The sequence below is a fragment of the Reichenbachiella sp. genome (genome assembly GCF_965233835.1).
GTDB lineage: Bacteria > Bacteroidota > Bacteroidia > Cytophagales > Cyclobacteriaceae > Reichenbachiella.
The window spans coordinates 327,902-346,522 of the sequence record NZ_OZ247585.1 but is presented as its reverse complement, the minus strand read 5'-3'; the positions used below and the strand labels follow the sequence as shown (position 1 = coordinate 346,522).

Genomic DNA, 18,621 nt, shown 5'->3' with positions numbered 1-18,621 from the left:
CATTTGAAACCATTCTTAGGATTCAGCTTCAGTAGGAGCTTTCAACTTTGCAATTGTGAATGATTTTTTCTCCTTATGCCCACAGTATCCACAGGTAAAGTATTTAACCAATTCTCCATCAGTTTCTAACGTAGCAGTCGATACGACTTCTTCACGATCGACTTTCAAAGTTTGGTAGTTACACTCGTTGCACTTGAGCGCATGTAGTCTGCCGTTATATTTTTCGATTTTTGTATAGCCAGATTCTTCGTCTATCCATACGTCATAATCCACGGAAAATGCATCCTCTTCGGCCTGCATACCTTCATCTAGATATACATCTTCTTCCTCTTCACTTAATAGTTTCATTTGTCTGCCGTCAGGAGAAATACGAGGAGAAAATCTTAGAAGCTTTAATCTTTTTTCAATGTAAAACGGGTAGTAAAATTTTAGAATATTCTGAACAATAACTCCTGCAATGATGGCAAACATGGTGCTCACAAAAAGTCGAACAAAGAACCACATCATACCAGATTCTGCAACTAGCGTATTGGCATAAACTGCCAGTGCAATGATGATCAATAAAGCACTGTACCAAAGTAAATTGATTTCATACATATTGATGTAATCGTATTTTTCTTTGTGGTCTTTGGTGATCATTAGTTTGAATAGATGACCGATTAGGATCAACAAACCGACAGCTGCAATAGCGTATGACGCATAGCTGCCATACATATTCCAGGTATCCAGTAAGCCTTGATCAATTTTATTCATAGCGTTAAGCTTTAAGTAAAGTGGATTCTAATAAAAATTTGCCTTAAAATTTCAACAAATGAATCTAGTCATCAGTTGGCGCAGCTTATTTCCAAATATAGATAAATTGAACTTCTGTATGAGATAAGCCGAATTAAATTTATAAAAAAAAACAATCAGTTCAAACGAATAATAATGAGATGCCTGTGTTAGAATATTCTAATTTGGACTGAATAAAATGCAAAAAGCCATTCCGACAATTCGGAATGGCTTTTTCATGTATTTTATCTAACGGTTTTAGCCGTTCATAGAAACCAAAAATTCTTGGTTGTTTCTTGTGCCTTTCATCTTGCCAAGTAAGAATTCCATAGCTTCGTTTGAGTTCATGTCGTCCATGAATTTTCTCAAAATCCAGATTCTAGCTAATTCTTCTTTGTCGATCAATAGATCTTCTCTTCGAGTACCAGAAGCAGGGATATCGATGGCAGGGTACACTCGCTTGTTAGATAGTTTTCTGTCCAATTGAAGCTCCATGTTACCAGTACCTTTGAATTCTTCAAAGATTACTTCATCCATCTTAGATCCTGTTTCGATTAGTGCTGTAGCCAGAATAGTCAACGATCCGCCGTTTTCTACATTTCTTGCCGCTCCGAAGAATCTCTTTGGCTTGTGAAGTGCATTAGCATCCACACCACCTGATAAGATCTTTCCACTTGATGGTACTACCGTGTTGTGTGCTCTTGCCAGACGAGTAATAGAATCCAAAAGGATAACTACATCGTGACCACATTCTACCATTCTCTTTGCTTTTTCAAGAACGATGTTTGCCACTTTTACATGTCTTTCCGCTTGCTCATCAAAGGTAGAAGCAATTACTTCGGCTTTTACGCTTCTTGCCATGTCAGTTACTTCCTCAGGTCTTTCATCGATCAACAAGATCATCAGATAAACTTCTGGGTGATTTTCAGCAATGGCGTTAGCTACATTTTTAAGCAAAACAGTTTTACCCGTTTTAGGCTGCGCTACAATCATACCTCTTTGCCCTTTTCCAATAGGAGAGAACATGTCCATTACTCTTGTAGAATAATCGCTAGGCTTGTAGCTCAAGTTGAGTTTTTCCTCAGGAAAAAGAGGAGTCAAGTATTCGAAAGGAACTCGATCTCTGATTTCTTCAGTAGTCTTTCCGTTTACCGAACTTACTCTAAGTAGCGCGAAATATTTTTCTCCATCTTTAGGAGGTCTGATTTGACCCAGTACAGAGTCACCAGTTTTCAAGCCGAATAATTTGATTTGGGAAGGAGAAACATAAATATCATCAGGGCTAGCCAGGTAATTGTAATCTCCCGATCTTAAGAAACCATAACCATCTTGCATGATTTCGAGTACTCCACCGTTTTCGATTACACCGTCAAATTCCTTTACTTTTTCGTTGTATTCGGCTCTCTTAGACTTTTGGTCCGGTCTTCTGTCTTTTCTCTCGCCTCTGTCGTTGCGATCTCCTCGGTCTTTTCTTTCTTCCTTTTCTCGAGGAGCGCGATCCTTTGATTCGGCATTATTCTCCTCTTTCTTTTCGCCTTTAGGCTTATCAGATTTGTCCGACTTAGCTTTTGCCTGTGGTTTCTTAGAACCAGACTCTGCTTCCAGATTGAAATCTCCCAATAGATCATCAGATGACTTCGAATTCTTTTTTTCTGGTTTTGATTCTTTTTTGCTTTCTGCTTTTTCAGCAGGCTGTTCCTTCTTCTTTTCTTCAGCCTTTCTATCTGCTGCAGGCTTAGGGTTGATAGCCTGCTCGTCTAGAATTTTGTATATCAGATCCTTCTTCGCAGCTTTCTTGTAGTTTTTGATGCCCAGACTTTCTGCAATTTCTTTAAGCTCAGATAGCAGTCTGTCATTCAATTCTTCAATTTTATACATGATAATTAATTAGTAGAAATTGTGCTTAATGATATAAGCGTCTTGAAATGAAATATTTTTTGAAATATTATAGTAATGAAGATTGGCCTATTGTGATTAGCTGGATGGCTATCTAAGCCCAAATGCATATAAGTGCCACAATTATATGACAACAAATATTATAACACAAATTTACTCAAAAATATTTGTAATGGCTTTAAATCAACAAATTCTATGGTTTTGCTCTTGTTTTCTTTGAGATTCTATGAGGTGCGTCTCATCTGATCATATAAATTTGCCATTCAAAAAATTGAGAACCTTATGTTAATTGTTTCAGACATTAGAGAAAACAAGCCTGAATTCATCGCAGGATTACAAAAAAGAGGCTTGGCGGACGCTGAGGCTATGCTTGATGAAGTTTTGGCGTTAGACGAAAAAAGAAAAAGCACACAAGCTGAGCTTGATGAGCTGTTGGCTGAGTCTAATAAAATCTCTAAGTCGATTGGTCTGCTAATGAAAGAAGGAAAGCAGGAAGAGGCTAATGAAGCCAAAACAAAAACTTCTGAGCTGAAGGCAAGGACTAAGGAATTAGGTCAGGTTTTAGAAGAAACCAGACAGACACTGGATGAAAAATTATATCATATTCCAAACATCCCGAATGAAGAGGTACCTGCTGGAAACTCAGAGGATGATAATGAGGTGCTTTATACAGTAGATAAATTGCCAGAGCTGGGTGATGATGCACTACCACATTGGGAATTGATCAAAAACTATGACATCATAGATTTTGACCTGGGTGTAAAAATCACTGGTGCAGGATTTCCAGTTTATAAAGGAAAAGGGGCAAGACTTCAGCGTGCTTTGGTCAATTTTTTTCTGGACGAAGCTGATCACCATGGATATGATGAAGTGCAGCCACCTGTAGTTATCAATGAAGCTTCTGGTCGTGGTACTGGGCAGTTGCCTGATAAAGAGGGTCAGATGTATCATATCACAGATTCTGACTTGTATCTGATACCTACTGCTGAGGTGCCTATCACCAATCTTTACAGGGATGTGATTGTAGATGAAAAAGACTTACCGATTAAGAATGTAGGGTTCACACCTTGCTTCAGAAGAGAAGCGGGTTCTTGGGGTGCGCATGTAAGAGGACTGAACAGGTTGCATCAGTTTGATAAAGTTGAGATTGTGCAGGTCCAACACCCAGATAAGTCATTTGACACCTTGATCGAAATGAGAGATCATGTGGAGGGGCTTTTAAAAAGGTTAGAGTTGCCTTATAGAATATTAAAATTGTGTGCGGGTGATTTAGGCTTTACTTCAAATATCACCTATGATTTTGAAGTATATTCTGCAGCCCAGAAGCGATGGTTGGAAGTAAGTTCTGTGAGCAATTTCAAGGCCTATCAAGCGAATCGTTTGAAGTTGAGATACCGTGACGCAGAAAACAAGAAGCACTTGCTTCATACTTTAAATGGTAGTGCCTTAGCACTTCCAAGAATCATTGCTGCCATACTTGAGAATGGCCAAACGGCAGAGGGGATTAAAATACCAGCTGCTTTGCACCAGTACGCTGGCTTTGAAACTATTTCGTAGCAGATACGAACAATAGGCATGAATCTAAGAAAGGGAACTGAAGAAGATCTTCCAAGACTGCTTGAGCTAATTCGTGAATTAGCGATATATGAAAATGCTGAAGGTCAGGTATCCAATACCATCGAAAGAATGAAGAAGGAGGGCTTTGGCCCTTCTGCTGTTTTTGGATTTTTTGTAATTGAGCGGGAAGGCGTGATAGTAGGTGCTGCTGTATACTACTGGCGCTATTCTACCTGGAAGGGCAAACGGCTGTATCTCGAAGATTTGATCGTGACTGAAGCCGTCAGAGGTCAAGGAGCAGGAAAACTACTCTTCGATAAAATGCTGGATTTCGGGAAGTCTGAGGGAGCTAGCGGTATGATGTGGCAGGTACTGGATTGGAACGAACCTGCCATCAATTTCTACAAAAAATATAATACGTTATTCGATGAGGAGTGGCTCAACTGCCACATTGATTTCGATTAATCCACGTGCTCAAGCATCGTACGGAAGGCCACGAATTTATCTTTGAACTTCTCATTATGCTCGGCTTGTAGAGCTTCGGCAAATTTTTCTTGGTATTCATTGATATGATCGATACTATCCGCAAAATACTGGATGGCATAAGTGATCGCACCTTCCTGCTCATGCGAAAGTAACTTGAAGATCTTTCGGTCGACAAACATCCCTGTGTCCATCACTTTTGGGACGTGATCATCTTTCATCCAAGCCAGCCAATCAGCTTCTATATTTTCGTCTAGGCTTACTGTTACGTTGTATAAAATCATGGGGCAAAGTTAGGAAGAAATGTAAGGATCGAACTCATCCAAAGTTCCAAACTTTGGATGAGTTGAAAACATTAAAACAACCCTTCGATAGTACCGTCATCGGTGATGTCTATTTTCTCTGAGGCCGGGAATGCAGGTAGCCCAGGCATGCGCATAATGTCACCTGTAATCGGTACAAGAAATCCTGCACCAGCTGCGATTTCAATCTCTCGTACGGTCACTACAAAATCTTTTGGCCTTCCCAGTAGCGCAGGATTATCTGATAGAGACTTTTGGGTCTTGGCAATGCAGACGGGCAAGTTGGACAAACCCAGCCGCTCAATTTTTCTGAGATTGGCTTTGGCTTTTGACGTATAGTCTATGGCTTTGGCACCGTAGATTTTTTTAGCGATAATGTCAATCTTTTCTTCCACGGGTAGTGACCAGTCATACATGGGTGTAAATTTTACATTGTTGGCTTCCACGGTGGCCGCCACATCTTTAGCTAATTCAATAGCGCCATCTCCTCCTTTAGCCCAGACATCGGCCACTTCAACTTTTACACCTAGTTCCTGACAGCGCGTACGAATATGTTCAATTTCGACATCTGTATCGGAGGTGAATTTATTGATGGCCACTACCGGTAGGATATTGAACAATCCAATATTTTCCACATGCTTTTCCAGATTGGCTAGTCCTTTGTCAAGGGCTTCGAGATTTTCTTTTTGCAAATCCTTCACTGGTACTCCACCATGATATTTGAGTGCTCGAACCGTTGCTACCAACACCACAGCCTTTGGCGAAAGTCCACCAGATACACACTTGATATCAAAGAATTTTTCTGCTCCCAGGTCAAAGCCAAAGCCTGCTTCGGTCACTACATAATCCGACAATGATAAACCTGTTTTGGTAGCGATGATTGAATTGGTACCCTGTGCAATGTTGGCGAATGGGCCACCATGGATGATGGCTGGGTTTCCTTCCATGGTTTGAACCAGGTTGGGCATGATGGCATCTTTGAGTAATGCTGCCATGGCGCCGTGAGCTTTCAAATCCCGGGCATAGATTGGTTCTTTGTCATAGGTGAATCCGACAAAGATGTTTCCCAGCCGCTTCTTAAGGTCAGAGAAATTTTCAGCCAAACATAGAATCGCCATAATTTCTGATGCTGCCGTGATATCAAATCCAGTTTCTCTTGGTACCCCGGAAGTGGTGCCACCCAGACCTACGATCAGATTTCTTAATGATCGGTCATTCATATCCATGACTCGTTTCCAAGTGACGGTTCTAGGGTCTATACCTAAAGAGTTCTTTTTATTTTGAATGTTGTTGTCGATAAGAGCTGCCAGCAAGTTGTTGGATTTTTCAATAGCCGAAAAGTCACCTGTAAAGTGAAGGTTGATATCTTCCATCGGCAACACCTGCGAATACCCCCCGCCGGTGGCACCTCCTTTAATCCCAAATACGGGTCCCAATGATGGTTCTCTAAGTACAACCGTGGTTTTTTTCCCAATTTTATTGAGTGCTTCTGTCAACCCGATTGACATAGTTGTTTTCCCTTCTCCCGCAGGGGTTGGGGATATGGCAGATACTAAGATCAAATTGTTGTTGCCGTACTTCTTTTTATCAATATAGGTGAGGGGAATTTTGGCTTTGCTTTTTCCGTAAGGAATTAGGTCTTCGCTTTTAATGTTTAGTTTATCACCAATTTGGCCAATAGGCAATAGGGAAGCCCTTTTAGAGATTTCTAAATCAGAATTCATGGGTAGTAATGTTGTTAATGTCAGTCAAGAGTTTTCATCATTTCTAAAAACCCTTTGTCTTGTTTAGAAACCAAGTTATCAATTTTTTCCAGAGGTTCATCGAAGTTTTTTACAATTGGTATTTGCGCTTTTTAGTTTTAATCCTGTAATCTAAATCCACCATATCATGGAAGCGCACAAGATCGAACGAATGACAGAAGTATGGAAAACCATCGAGGGGTTTTCAAATTATGAAATTTCTAACGTGGGAAGAGTACGTCGTAAAGCACGAAAGACTTTTCATGCTGGTTCAAATAAGGATATCTTTTTGAAGGAAAAAGTAATGAAGCAGCGGTGGAACAAGACGTGCAAATGTTACTTCATGGATTTGCTCAATGACGAAGGAAAAAGAAAGACCGTATACCCTCATCGGGAAGTCGCTTCTGCCTTCTGTATCAACATATTGCCTGAAGAGTATACAATGATTGTTCACTTGGACAATGATCCAAAAAACAATGACAGTTCGAACCTGGAATGGGTATCGCCGTCAGAGCATATGGCTTTTCAATTTGAAGTTGGAAATAAAAACAACTTTAAAGTTTGGCGTACGCGTAAGGAGAAGTACAAAAATGGATTTAAGGCTGATACCATTTTCAAAGGCAGACCTAGAAAGGCCTTAGCCTAAATCACTTCCCAATTAATACAAAAGGAGACCAATAATACGGATGTGCAAACTGTCCGCCCTGCTCGATCATATTGAGTTTGGCTTTTTTCAAGGCATAAGCATAGCTCAAACTCTCGTGTAAATTTTTGGGGACATCGTATGGCAAAAAATTGTCATAATAGTCGATCATTAGCTGCTTAGTTGACTCATCAGAGACTTTCCAAAGGGATACGGTGATATTCTTTGCTCCGGCATAGATCAATGCCCGAGTCAATCCGATGATACCTTCTCCATTCGAGATTTTTCCTAGTCCGGTTTCGCAGGCGGACAATGAGACCAGTTCTGCATTCAGGTTGATGTTGTAAACCTCTCCGGAAAACAGGATGCCATCTTGTGCTTTGGTCAGTGTGTCCCTGGTCATGAAAATTCCGGAAAACTCTGGCTCTTCCTGATTGACAAATCCATGCGAGGCAATGTGTATGTATTGATATTCATCCATGGTCCCAGACTTTGCAATTTCTTCTTGTGCATCGTAGTGTATGTATTTGTCTGCCTTCTTTTTGTTTTTCGCAAAAAGCGTATCAATTTCTTCTATTTCCACTTCGGTCCCAGGTAGTGACTTTAGTTCATTAGCTGAAATAGAGATTCCCTTTCTAAGGTTTTTGGCTTTATCTGCTTTGTCATAAGATTGCCTTTTAGCTTCTTTTAAGGCTTGCAGCGAATGATCGAAGTCTACCGGAGCAATGACCATTCCGTCTTTTGGTGCTTTTGGTTGCACTATCTTTTCATTCATGAATGTTTTATAAATGAGATTGGCAGAGAAGGTATAAGAAATATTGTAGTCTCTGACCAGATACGGGAGGGTACCATAGTCAACATTGTTGTCATCCACATCTTTTGTTAGAAGTACTTCAAATGGAATAGTTGCCATAATACCATCCTGCACCACTATGATGTTTTTGATATGCTCTGGAATGTCCATAGGAAAGAGTTGTTTGTAGAGCATTCTTGCATAGGACGTATAAATCTTATCACTTTTATACAGTACTCCCTTGCGTACGGCCTTTACTGCTTTCTCGTATTCTCTTTTTTTGTATACCTTGTCGATTTTCATGCCTGACTTGTCTATTTGTGTCACATAGATGCTATCTGAAGTCAGAAAGTATGAAAGCATCATAGTAGAATCATTCAGAAATCCCTGAATGTCGTCCAGCTTGGTTATCTCCACGTCATATTTCAAATCGTAATATTTTGGGTATTCTGATTCAAATTGCTCAATCAGACCTTCATATTTCCGATTGGCTTTGAAAAGTTCGCGCTGATAAAACTCGATCATATCTGGATCTGGGTTGGCAGCGAGTTCTTGTGTGTAGCTATTGATCAACGTTTTCAATTCCTTTTCTTGATTGAGTAGCGTATCTGGAATACCACCAAAGGAAATGGCATTGGATTCGGCCAGAGAAGAGAAGAGTATGGCGCCTTTATTTTTTTCTGTAAAGAAGAAAAAACGATCTTCGTATTCTCTTTTTTTACCTTGGTAAGTGGCATTCTGTCCAAGGTATTTTACGTTTTCTTCATTAATGAGATTGATCAAGGAGTAGGCCGCGTTTACAGAGGACTCGTAGATTTTACCCGACATTTTACTAAGCTCGATTTGATCCCTCCTATCGGTATAGGACTGTCTAATTTGTTCTACTAAACTGTCGCTCAGCACAAAACTATGCAGAGAGATGTCGAGCCCTTTTACGTTTTCGCTCCTTCTAAAGCCCTCCTCCAACAATTGTCCTTTAAATTGCAGATACCATAGCAGGTCTTTGTTGTCGAAAAAGTTAACCAGTACTGGGTTCATGAACACATTTGTGTCATCAAAGTCGATGATACTAGCATTGATGGCTGACTGACAATATTCCAGTGCGGTTCGAATTTCACCTCTTTCTCCATATACACGAGAGAGATTGTAGTAGGCATTGGCTACGTTGGGGTGCTCGTCGCCATGGATATTAATGTCTATTGCCAAGGCTTTCTTGAAATATCTAATCGCTAAATCAAAATCACCGAAAAAGTAATAGATGCTGCCAAGGTTGTTGTTGGCTGCGGAAGAGTTCACATGATTTTCACCTACCAGATTAAAGTTGATATCCATTACTTTATTGTAGTAGTCTAGAGCATCCCTAAATTTCTCCTGATACATGTAGGTATTGCCTATACCCAGATAACTTCTCACACTATTCTGATGTTCCAAACCAATGGTTTGTTCAAAGAGATCCAAGGACTTTTGGTAGTATTCTAGCGCTTTGGTGTAATTGCCTTGATTCTTATAAACATCCGCAAACCCTAAATAAATGTTTCCAAACTTAGGATTCTTTCTATGCAGAAATTTTTGATATATGACTAACGCCTGCCGGTAATACTGCATGGCCAGATCGTATGCACTTCTGTTTTTGTAAATATCTCCGATACCTACATACGTAGTAGCTACATCAGGATGATTTTCACCAAAGACTTCAATATTTATTGCTAAGGCCTTTTCATAATACTCAGTAGCCAAATTATAGGAGCCTTTATTTCTGTACAAGTTGCCTAGGCTTAAATAGGAGTTGGCTACATAAGGATGGTTTTCTCCTAATATCTTTTTATTGGCCTCCAACGCTGTCTTAAAATGCTTGAACGCTTCTTCATATTGGTGTTTTCCAAAATAAACATTACCTATACCCAAGCTGGTTGGGGCTGAGAATAGAACTTCTTCATGGATCTCATGATTGGCTAGCTCCAATGCTTTCTCATATTCTTCTAGAGCAAGCTCATGCTGGCCAGTGAGATAGTGTATGTTGCCAATGTTATTCATGGCGTTGGCTTTTTCAATGTCCCATTCACCGAGCTTTTCATCTGCCATGTTATAGGCCTCTTCTGCTATGGTCATTGCCTTCTTCAACTCAAAAGTGCCACAGAGATTTTCAGCTATCTTGTTATCACTGGCCACTACTCCTCTCCAATACTGTGACTGCAGGTAAAGTTCTTTGGCCTTTTCAAAATGCATGATGGAACTATCATGGCGATTGAATAGCAAAAAGGTGTCCCCTTGATGAAAATGAAAATCTGCTAATTCTTTCTGGGCTAAAAGAGGTTGACTTAATGATCCCAAAAGCAAGGTTAGAACGATTACAATATAAAATTTCATTTTTTGTATATTTCGATGAATTAGCTGTTCTTAATGCTATTTTAATAGAATTTATTTGATATTGCACCCTCAATACATTTAATTGAATTAGTTATTTACAAAATTTCTTAAATACCTGCTACTATGAGAAAGGCGCTTTTTCTGTTATTCCTAATCCCATTTGCTGCCTTATCCCAACAAAAACCTAATGTACAGGAGCAATACTATATCAACGAAGATGGTAAGCTCTACTGGCATGGTAAAAAACCTGTTTACCTTTTTATTTCTGAAACTCCCGATGGAAAAAACTTGCATAGAATGGAAAGTGAAGTACATGACGAGTACACAAACCCCATGTATTTGGATACTGAGGGAATTAATTACATCCGTTCCAATTGGGCGGCAGACTCTATGCTAAAGCAGCTTCAGCCTCGGTTCGAATTGCTTTTTGAAGTCTATCGAGATAGTGAAGCGCCAAAGACTACAGTGACTTTTGAGGAATCTCCCAGGTATAAGGATGCTGAAGGCAATCAGTTTTATGGCCAAGGCTTAAAGTTCAAGAGTAAAGCGGTAGATAAACAATCTGGAGTGCAGAAAACATTTTATTCTATTGATAACAACAATTTTCTCACATTCACAAATGATCAGGAATTGAATCAGGATAAAGAGTATGATGTCAAAGTATATTCGGCTGATAATACAGGAAATGTAGAACCCATCCAGATGTACCAATTCAGAGTTGATCTTACCAGTCCTGTGTCAAATTATACGGTACGTAATGATCGTAGTGGAATGGTTTTTTCACCACGGACTTATATTGTATTGCAGTCTGGAGATGCTTCTTCTGGCCTCAATCGTATCGGCTATAAAATAGATGATGGTCCGGAAAAAATATTCTCCGATAAGATCAACTTGACCAACCTAACTGATGGCAATCATACCATCAAGTATTATGCATATGATAATGTAAAAAACAAAGAAGAAGACAAGACAATTGAATTCTATATGGATAAAACCGTTCCTGTAGTTGAGGCAACCATTGTAGGTGATCAGTATCAGAATAGAGGTAGGGTGTTTGTTTCTACAAGGACAAAAGTGAAGCTTACAGCTGAAGACAACAAGGCCGGTGTGAAGACCATTAAGTATTCGATAGATGGAGCAGATGCCGAAACGTATTATGAGCCTTTTATCTTGGATAAGACAGGTGGAAACCATGTCATCACGTATTATGCAGTTGACAAGGTAAATAACCGTTTCGATGGTAAGCTCGAGGAGTCAAATTTGAGCCGTTCTTCGTTAGATATCGATATGAAAGCACCAGAGATTTCCTATGAATTTGCTGGAAGTCAGTATCATTCGCGAGACACAGCTTTTGTAACAAGCAATTCCGAAATTGCACTTGCTGCTTTAGATGGCGAAAGTGGTGTAAAGGATTTGGGGTATAAAATCAATGGTGGGACTGGCCAGCAATACACTGGACCAATCAAATTGGAAGAAGAAGGTTTTTACTCTATCGATTTCTATGGTACTGATCAAGTGAATAATAGAAACACCAAATCTTTTTTCTTTGTAGTAGATAATACTGGGCCAAAAGTGGAGCACATACTCAGTATGGAGCCTGTTGGCAACATCATGTTGGACGAAAAAGGTGGCGAACCAATTAGTGTTTATTCAAAAGGAGTGAAGCTATTTCTAGGTGCTACCGACAATGTCGTTGACACTGACAAAGTATTCTATTCGCTGAATGGTGGAAAAGAGCTAGAGTATACCCGTCCAGTTAAAATTGACACTCCTGGACTCGTAACCTACAAGGTGCGAGCAACTGATAAGTTGGGCAACTCGACATCCACAGAGGAAATAGAAATCTTTGTGAAGTAGATTATATAGTTTCTCTCATATTATATCTTCATCACAAACCACTTGGCCAGTGTCTTATAATTGACCTTAGTGCCGTGCATAAAAATACCGATGCGATAGATTCTGCCAGCCATCCAGGTAGTTCCACAGAAGCCTGCTATTAGCAACGAAATAGACAAGGCCAATTCCCACATGGGGACGTCAAATGGCAAACGCATCATCATGATAACTGGTGAGGTGAATGGAATCATGGAAAGCCAAAAAGCCATGGTGCCATGTGGCTCTTGAATAACAATGGATATCATCATCATGGAAAATATGAGCGGGAGGGTCACAGGTAACATAAATTGTTGCGAGTCTGCTTCACTATCTACCGCAGAGCCTATAGCCGCAAGCAATGCACCATATAATAAGTAGCCTCCCAAAAAGTAGATCAAAAAACTAGCTAGAATGGTTGGTACATCAATTTTGTCGAGTACTTTCTTCATGTCAAAAGCTTTGTCCTGAGCGCTCATGCCTTCAGTATCCATTCCAGCTTCATTGGCGAATTGTTCTGTAGCTGTTGGTTGATCTAAAATGATGGAAGAAGTAGCTGAAGTAAGCGCAGTAGTCATAACCGCCCAGAGGACGAACTGGGTGAGTCCTACAGCTGCGATACCCAAAATCTTACCCATCATCAATTGAAACGGCCGAACAGAGGCAATCATTACTTCTATGATTCGGCTGGTTTTCTCCTGAGTTACACCTCTCATAATTTGCATGCCATAGATAAATATGAACATGTAAAGCAGAAAAGACGAAACGTATCCAACACCAAACGCAATGCCTGAATTACTTTCACTTTCTCCTCCAGATTCTGACAAGTTGATAGTTTGGATGTCTATATGGGATCTTAGGTTATCAATCAACTCTTGATCAAGTCCGGAATTGGCCAATTTCTCATCTTCAATAATCCCACGGACTCTTTTTTCAATCCCCCCCTCTACGGCTATTCCTGGGCTCTGCGTGGAATAGAATTTTATTCCTTCGGGGTTATCCAGATCTATTTTAGGAATATGTAGTAAACCAAAAATGGCATCACTGCTTAACAACGACTCTTTGGTTTCTTCTACATCTGCCTGGATGAATTGATAGGTGATGGTTTCTGTATTTTCAATTTTGTTTTCAAAAAGTCCCGAATCGTCGATGACTTGTATGAGTTTTTGATCTCCTTCTCTGGTAGCTGACCAAAACACAATACCCATCATTCCTGCAAAAAGAATGGGGCCTAAGATTGTCATAATGATGAATGATTTCTTTTTTACTCTTGCGATATACTCGCGTGCGATGATGAGTCCGATCTTATTCATGGTTGGTGGGTTTTACAGTGGAAATAAAGATGTCATTGATAGAAGGAATTTTCTCGTTGATAGAGACGATTTTAGTTTTGGATGTGATAAACCTTACCAGGTCATTCACCGAATGGCTGTCAGCAATTTTCACTTCAGAACGAACGATATCATCATCTAATGATTTGGTATGGAGCACCTCAAAACCATTGTCAGCTATCGGAATGTCACCAATGTACTCTGTAATGAAGGTATTGTTTCGATATTGATTTTTAATATCTTTTTTGGCTCCATGAATTAAAATCTTGGAGTGATGGATTAAGGTAATTTGATCGCAAAGCTCCTCCACTGATTCCATCCTGTGCGTTGAGAAAATAATTGTAGCCCCTTTCTCTTTTAATTCCAGAATTTCATCTTTAATCAGATTGGCATTCACGGGGTCAAATCCGGAAAATGGTTCATCAAGAATGATAAGTGAGGGGTTATGAACTACTGTAGCAATGAACTGAATCTTTTGTTGCATTCCCTTAGACAAATCTTCCACATTCTTATTGTGCCAAGCCATGATGTCCAGTTTCTCCATCCAGCGCTTGATGGAGGCCACAGCATCTGATCGGGTCATACCTTTTAAGCGGGCTAAGAATATGAGTTGATCGGAGACCTTCATTTTTTTGTACAGCCCTCTTTCTTCAGGCAAGTACCCAATTTTTCTGACATCATCTGCCAGCATGGGTACATCTTTGAAAAGTACTTGTCCGCTGTCGGGCATTATGATCTGAGTGATAATTCTGATGAGTGTGGTTTTACCAGCACCGTTTGGCCCTAAAAGTCCGAAAACGCTGTTTTCTGGAATGCCAAATTCTATATTATCTAATGCTTGATGATCTCCATAGGTTTTAGAGACTCCATTAATTTTTACTAAGTTCAAGTCGATTGATTTTGATTTGCTACATGAGTAGCTAAAGGTAGGAAAATATTACACTTGCGTGAAAATTACTTCACGTATTCGAATATGATGTTGCCCAAAGCGACGTCTACGTTGAATTCCATCAAATTGTCGGCGCTGGCAGAGTAGCTACGATTTACATAGACATTTTCTGAAACTTCTTCGAAGGCCTGGCTGAGAGAAATATTACAGAGCGGTGAGCTTTTGAAATGTACGATTGCTGGGTAGTCATTTTCCGGAACAATAATTTTGAGCTTGCCTGCACCCACACTCACATTGACTTTGCAAGCTTTTTCTACTCCTTTGCTAAAGTCGAGTACTGCAGTCCCAAAGCCAACATCGGCAATCACTACCTTGGCATTTGACTTATTCACATTTTTGGTCATGATGTTCCCTACATCCACATTGACATAGAAGGTATCCATGGCACATTTATTCACGGCGTCGTCGTTGTACATGATTTTCACATTGGCACTGCCAGACTCAATTTTGAATTTGGAAACAGGCAAATCGGATAAATTCACAAAAGCATCGCCTACACCATATTTAAGGTCAAGGTCATACACTTTCTGATCTGCTAAGAATACCTTCCAGAAATTTTTCTCAGATTTTTCATTACCAAACATGCTATAAGAGATAGCTTGACTTAATCCTTTCTGGTTATAGTCCTCAAGGAAAAGGTTAACCGCATTGCGGTTGTTGAGTATTTCGGTGTGAAAGGTGGGGTTGACTTCAGAAAAGGAAGGATTCCCATAGATGGTGACAGGGTCGTTGTTGTCAGAAGGGTTAATAAAACAAGTGCCTGAGGTGGCCTTTAATGAAAAAGCGACCGTATCGAAAGAGGCCTCGTCCTTTACAGTATAGAACTTTTTTAACTGGCAATGCCCCTTTAACCCACAAACCAATGTTGCTATTACAACAATATAAACCCTTAGCATGTCCCTACGTACGGAATTTTTCTCATTCTGGTTCGATTCGTTCGACGATTGTCGAGATTCAAACGTCGAAAATAGAATGAATCTGCCTAAATCAAAAATTTAGACCGTTATGTACCAAAAAAAGGCCTCTTACTATTCGATGATTGTAAGAGGCCTTTTGTATATATCTATCAATGATCCTAAAAGAATTCCTTGATTTTCTCGAAAAATCCTTTTTCTCCTTTGCCCGGATTTGGGGTGAAGTTATCAGAATTTCTCATACTCTCAAGTTTTTCTTTTTCGTCTTTGGACAATGTCTTGGGTGTCCAGATATTCACATGGATCAGCTGGTCTCCTTTACCATAGCCGTTGATGTCTTTGATACCTTTGCCACGGAGTCTCAAGATTTTACCACTTTGCGTGCCTTGATCGATCTTGATTTTGACTTTGCCATCTATGGTCGGTACTTCAACAGAAGTTCCCAATACCGCGTCTACAAAATTCAAGTACAAGTCATAAACGATATTGTTTCCTTCTCGCTTCAGCTCATCACCTTCTTGTTCTTCGATTACGATCAATAAATCACCTGGTACTCCACCTCCAGGGGCTTCGTTTCCTTTGCCAGACATGGATAGTTGCATGCCATCCACCACACCAGCAGGTATTTTCACTGGAATGACTTCGTCTTTGTAGGTCAATCCTGAATTGTCAACGCCATTAGGTTTTTTGTCGATACTTTGACCGGCTCCATTACAAGTCGGACAAGTAGACGCTGAGACCATTTGGCCAAGCATGGTATTTACCACTTTCTTTACCTGACCGCTACCATTACATGATTGGCAGGTTTTGAAAGTCACACCATCGGCAACTACTAATCGATTGACTTTGATTTTCTTTTCTACCCCGTGAGCAATGTCTTCCAGTGTCAGCTTGAGCTTGATGCGAAGGTTAGTGCCCTTGCGCGCTCTACCTCGACCGCCACCGCCACCTCCGAAGAAGCTATCGAATGGGCTACCGCCACCGCCACCAAAGATGTCGCCGAACTGTGAGAAGATATCGTCCATAGACATACCTCCACCGCCGAATCCGCCACCAGCAGCTCCACCCATTCCGGCATGGCCGAATTGGTCGTAGCGTTGTTTTTTCTGCGCGTCACTCAGGACTTCATAGGCTTCTGCTGCCTCTTTGAAGTTTTCTTCCGCTTTTTTATCGTCAGGGTTTTTGTCTGGGTGATACTTGATCGCCAGTTTTCGATAGGCCTTTTTGATCTCATCTGCTGAAGCAGATTTAGACACACCCAGTACTTCGTAATAATCTCTTTTCGCCATAATTATGCTCCGGTTACCACTTTCGCAAATCTGATCACCTTGTCATTGAGCTGATAGCCCTTCTCTACCACATCCACAACTTTGCCCTTTAACTCCTCTTCTGGAGCAGGGATTTGTGTAATGGCTTCGTGATACTCAACATCAAACTCAGAACCTTTGTCGGCTTCGATTTTTTTCAATCCTTTTTGCTCAAGGACGCCCTTGAATTTATTATAAATCAGATCGACTCCTTCTTTTACAGATTTGATATCTGCCTCTTCGGTCATCGACTTTTCTGCTCTTTCGAAATCATCGAGCACTGCAAGCAAATCTTTAATCAAGTTCGCATTGGCAGTACTGGTCAGTTCTAATTTTTCTTTAGAAGTCCTTCTTCTGAAGTTCTCAAATTCAGAGTACAATCTGAGGTATTTGTCTTTGGACTCTGCTACCTCGGCTTGAAGTTTTTCTTCAGCACTTAATTCCTCCTTTGGTTCTTCTTTCTGCTCCTCTTGTTCTTCCACAGTTTCTTCGTTCTTTACCTGTGGTTCTTCCACTACTGTCTCCTCCGACTTCTTGTCAGCTTTTTTATTATTTTTTGCCATTAGTATTCACAATTAAATGCGCTATTGGTTTGGCAATTACTTTGCCAATGGACATTCTGTGACAGAATGTCCTAAAATTGTTTGTTTCGATAAATTCTTGTCAGGTTAGGCGTTGATGGCTTGCCAGATCATATCCTTCAGTGGGTCAAGGTTTTTTTGAGCTACACTGGATATAAAAATGGTTGGTAATTCGGTTGGTACTTCTTTTTTCATTTCCTCCATCAACTCATCATCTAGCATGTCGGATTTCGTGATGGCAAGCATTCGCTGCTTGTCCAAAAGTTCTGGATTGTATTTGGTCAGTTCTTTGAGCAAGATCTCATATTCTTTTTTGATATCATCAGCATCTGCTGGCACCATAAAAAGCAGGATAGAGTTTCTTTCAATATGACGTAAGAATCGAATACCAAGACCTTTTCCTTCGGCTGCGCCTTCGATAATTCCAGGAATATCGGCCATCACGAAAGACTTGTGATCTCGGTATGCCACCACACCTAGGTTAGGCACCAATGTGGTAAATGGATAATTGGCAATCTCTGGTTTAGCTTCCGAAAGGACGGAAAGTAGCGTTGACTTACCGGCATTTGGAAAACCCACCAGACCGACGTCGGCCAGTACTTTCAGCTCCAATACGATCCACTCTTCGATGCCTTGCTCGCCAGGCTGTGCATAGTGAGGGGTTTGATTGGTAGCGTTCTTGAAGTTGTCGTTGCCCAGTCCCCCTCGTCCACCTGGTGTAAGGATGATCTCCTGGCCATCTTCGAGGATTTCTACTCTCTTTTCACCTGTTTCAGCATCTTTGGCAATCGTTCCTAGTGGCACTTCTAGAACGATGTCTTGTCCCTCAGACCCACTTCTGTTTCCTCCTTCGCCAGGTTTACCATTTTCGGCGATGGCGTGTTTTTTATATCTCAAGTGGAGCAATGTCCAGAGTTGGCGATTGCCTCGCAGAATGATATGCCCCCCACGACCACCATTGCCGCCATCCGGGCCGCCCTTGGGAACGTGCTTTTCTCTGCGAAAATGTACTGAACCGGGTCCGCCATTTCCCGAACGGGAACAAAACCTTACGTGATCAATGAAGTTTGAAGATGCCACTTGCCTATTTTTTATTTGTCATATCGATGGAGG

At 40.6% G+C, this 18,621-nt stretch carries 15 protein-coding genes; 4 read left to right on the top strand and 11 right to left on the bottom strand.

Features of this window, described 5'->3' with window-relative positions:
- Window positions 1-15: 15 nt before the first annotated feature.
- Together ACO6S2_RS01480 and rho are read right to left on the bottom strand one after the other, a co-directional pair.
- Window positions 16-753 (bottom strand): hypothetical protein, encoded by a 738-nt coding sequence (locus ACO6S2_RS01480; RefSeq protein ID WP_422360744.1) that lies wholly within the window; start codon window positions 751-753, stop codon window positions 16-18.
- A gap of 276 nt (window positions 754-1,029) precedes the next feature.
- Window positions 1,030-2,649, bottom strand: a complete 1,620-nt coding sequence (gene rho, locus ACO6S2_RS01475) for a transcription termination factor Rho (protein WP_422360743.1) — start codon at window positions 2,647-2,649, stop codon at window positions 1,030-1,032.
- Between the two features lie 300 nt (window positions 2,650-2,949).
- Between rho and serS the strand changes: the two genes are divergently transcribed.
- Both serS and ACO6S2_RS01465 read left to right on the top strand, forming a co-directional pair.
- A complete protein-coding gene (gene serS / locus ACO6S2_RS01470) occupies window positions 2,950-4,224 on the top strand; it encodes a serine--tRNA ligase (RefSeq protein WP_422360742.1) in 1,275 nt (424 codons plus the stop codon).
- Between the two features lie 18 nt (window positions 4,225-4,242).
- Window positions 4,243-4,689, top strand: coding sequence for a GNAT family N-acetyltransferase (locus ACO6S2_RS01465; RefSeq protein WP_422360741.1), 447 nt, complete (start codon window positions 4,243-4,245; stop codon window positions 4,687-4,689).
- Here the strand turns inward: ACO6S2_RS01465 and ACO6S2_RS01460 are convergent.
- Together ACO6S2_RS01460 and ACO6S2_RS01455 are read right to left on the bottom strand one after the other, a co-directional pair.
- Window positions 4,686-4,991 carry a DUF4286 family protein gene (locus ACO6S2_RS01460; RefSeq protein ID WP_422360740.1) on the bottom strand — a complete coding sequence of 102 codons (306 nt, stop codon included), beginning with the start codon at window positions 4,989-4,991 and terminating at the stop codon, window positions 4,686-4,688. The genes ACO6S2_RS01465 and ACO6S2_RS01460 overlap by 4 nt on opposite strands.
- 71 nt (window positions 4,992-5,062) lie before the next feature.
- A complete protein-coding gene (locus tag ACO6S2_RS01455; protein ID WP_422360739.1) occupies window positions 5,063-6,733 on the bottom strand; it encodes a formate--tetrahydrofolate ligase in 1,671 nt (556 codons plus the stop codon).
- Between the two features lie 166 nt (window positions 6,734-6,899).
- Here ACO6S2_RS01455 and ACO6S2_RS01450 point away from each other — a divergent pair, with 166 nt between their 5' ends.
- On the top strand, window positions 6,900-7,397 hold the full coding sequence (locus tag ACO6S2_RS01450; protein ID WP_422360738.1) for an NUMOD4 domain-containing protein: 498 nt from the start codon (window positions 6,900-6,902) through the stop codon (window positions 7,395-7,397).
- 1 nt (window position 7,398) lies between these two features.
- Here the strand turns inward: ACO6S2_RS01450 and ACO6S2_RS01445 are convergent, their stop codons facing one another.
- Window positions 7,399-10,554, bottom strand: a complete 3,156-nt coding sequence (locus ACO6S2_RS01445) for a CHAT domain-containing protein (RefSeq protein WP_422360737.1) — start codon at window positions 10,552-10,554, stop codon at window positions 7,399-7,401.
- 123 nt (window positions 10,555-10,677) lie between these two features.
- Here ACO6S2_RS01445 and ACO6S2_RS01440 point away from each other — a divergent pair, with 123 nt between their 5' ends.
- Window positions 10,678-12,411, top strand: a complete 1,734-nt coding sequence (locus ACO6S2_RS01440) for an OmpL47-type beta-barrel domain-containing protein (protein ID WP_422360736.1) — start codon at window positions 10,678-10,680, stop codon at window positions 12,409-12,411.
- A 20-nt stretch (window positions 12,412-12,431) separates the two neighbouring features.
- Here ACO6S2_RS01440 and ACO6S2_RS01435 read toward each other — a convergent pair whose 3' ends face one another.
- The 6 genes from ACO6S2_RS01435 to obgE all read right to left on the bottom strand — a co-directional run bounded on the left by ACO6S2_RS01435 (window position 12,432) and on the right by obgE (window position 18,588).
- The gene (locus ACO6S2_RS01435; RefSeq protein ID WP_422360735.1) at window positions 12,432-13,739 is read right to left on the bottom strand and encodes an ABC transporter permease; all 1,308 of its coding nucleotides are present in this window, start codon (window positions 13,737-13,739) and stop codon (window positions 12,432-12,434) included.
- Window positions 13,732-14,646: an ABC transporter ATP-binding protein gene (locus tag ACO6S2_RS01430; RefSeq protein ID WP_422360734.1), complete on the bottom strand. Its 915-nt coding sequence runs from the start codon at window positions 14,644-14,646 to the stop codon at window positions 13,732-13,734. Before ACO6S2_RS01430 ends, ACO6S2_RS01435 begins: the two co-directional genes overlap by 8 nt.
- A gap of 65 nt (window positions 14,647-14,711) precedes the next feature.
- The gene (locus ACO6S2_RS01425; RefSeq protein ID WP_422360733.1) at window positions 14,712-15,602 is read right to left on the bottom strand and encodes a hypothetical protein; all 891 of its coding nucleotides are present in this window, start codon (window positions 15,600-15,602) and stop codon (window positions 14,712-14,714) included.
- Between the two features lie 179 nt (window positions 15,603-15,781).
- A complete protein-coding gene (dnaJ, locus tag ACO6S2_RS01420; RefSeq protein ID WP_422360732.1) occupies window positions 15,782-16,909 on the bottom strand; it encodes a molecular chaperone DnaJ in 1,128 nt (375 codons plus the stop codon).
- Between the two features lie 2 nt (window positions 16,910-16,911).
- Window positions 16,912-17,490, bottom strand: a complete 579-nt coding sequence (locus ACO6S2_RS01415) for a nucleotide exchange factor GrpE (protein WP_422360731.1) — start codon at window positions 17,488-17,490, stop codon at window positions 16,912-16,914.
- A gap of 105 nt (window positions 17,491-17,595) precedes the next feature.
- Window positions 17,596-18,588 carry a GTPase ObgE gene (gene obgE / locus ACO6S2_RS01410; RefSeq protein ID WP_422360730.1) on the bottom strand — a complete coding sequence of 331 codons (993 nt, stop codon included), beginning with the start codon at window positions 18,586-18,588 and terminating at the stop codon, window positions 17,596-17,598.
- Window positions 18,589-18,621: the final 33 nt, after the last annotated feature.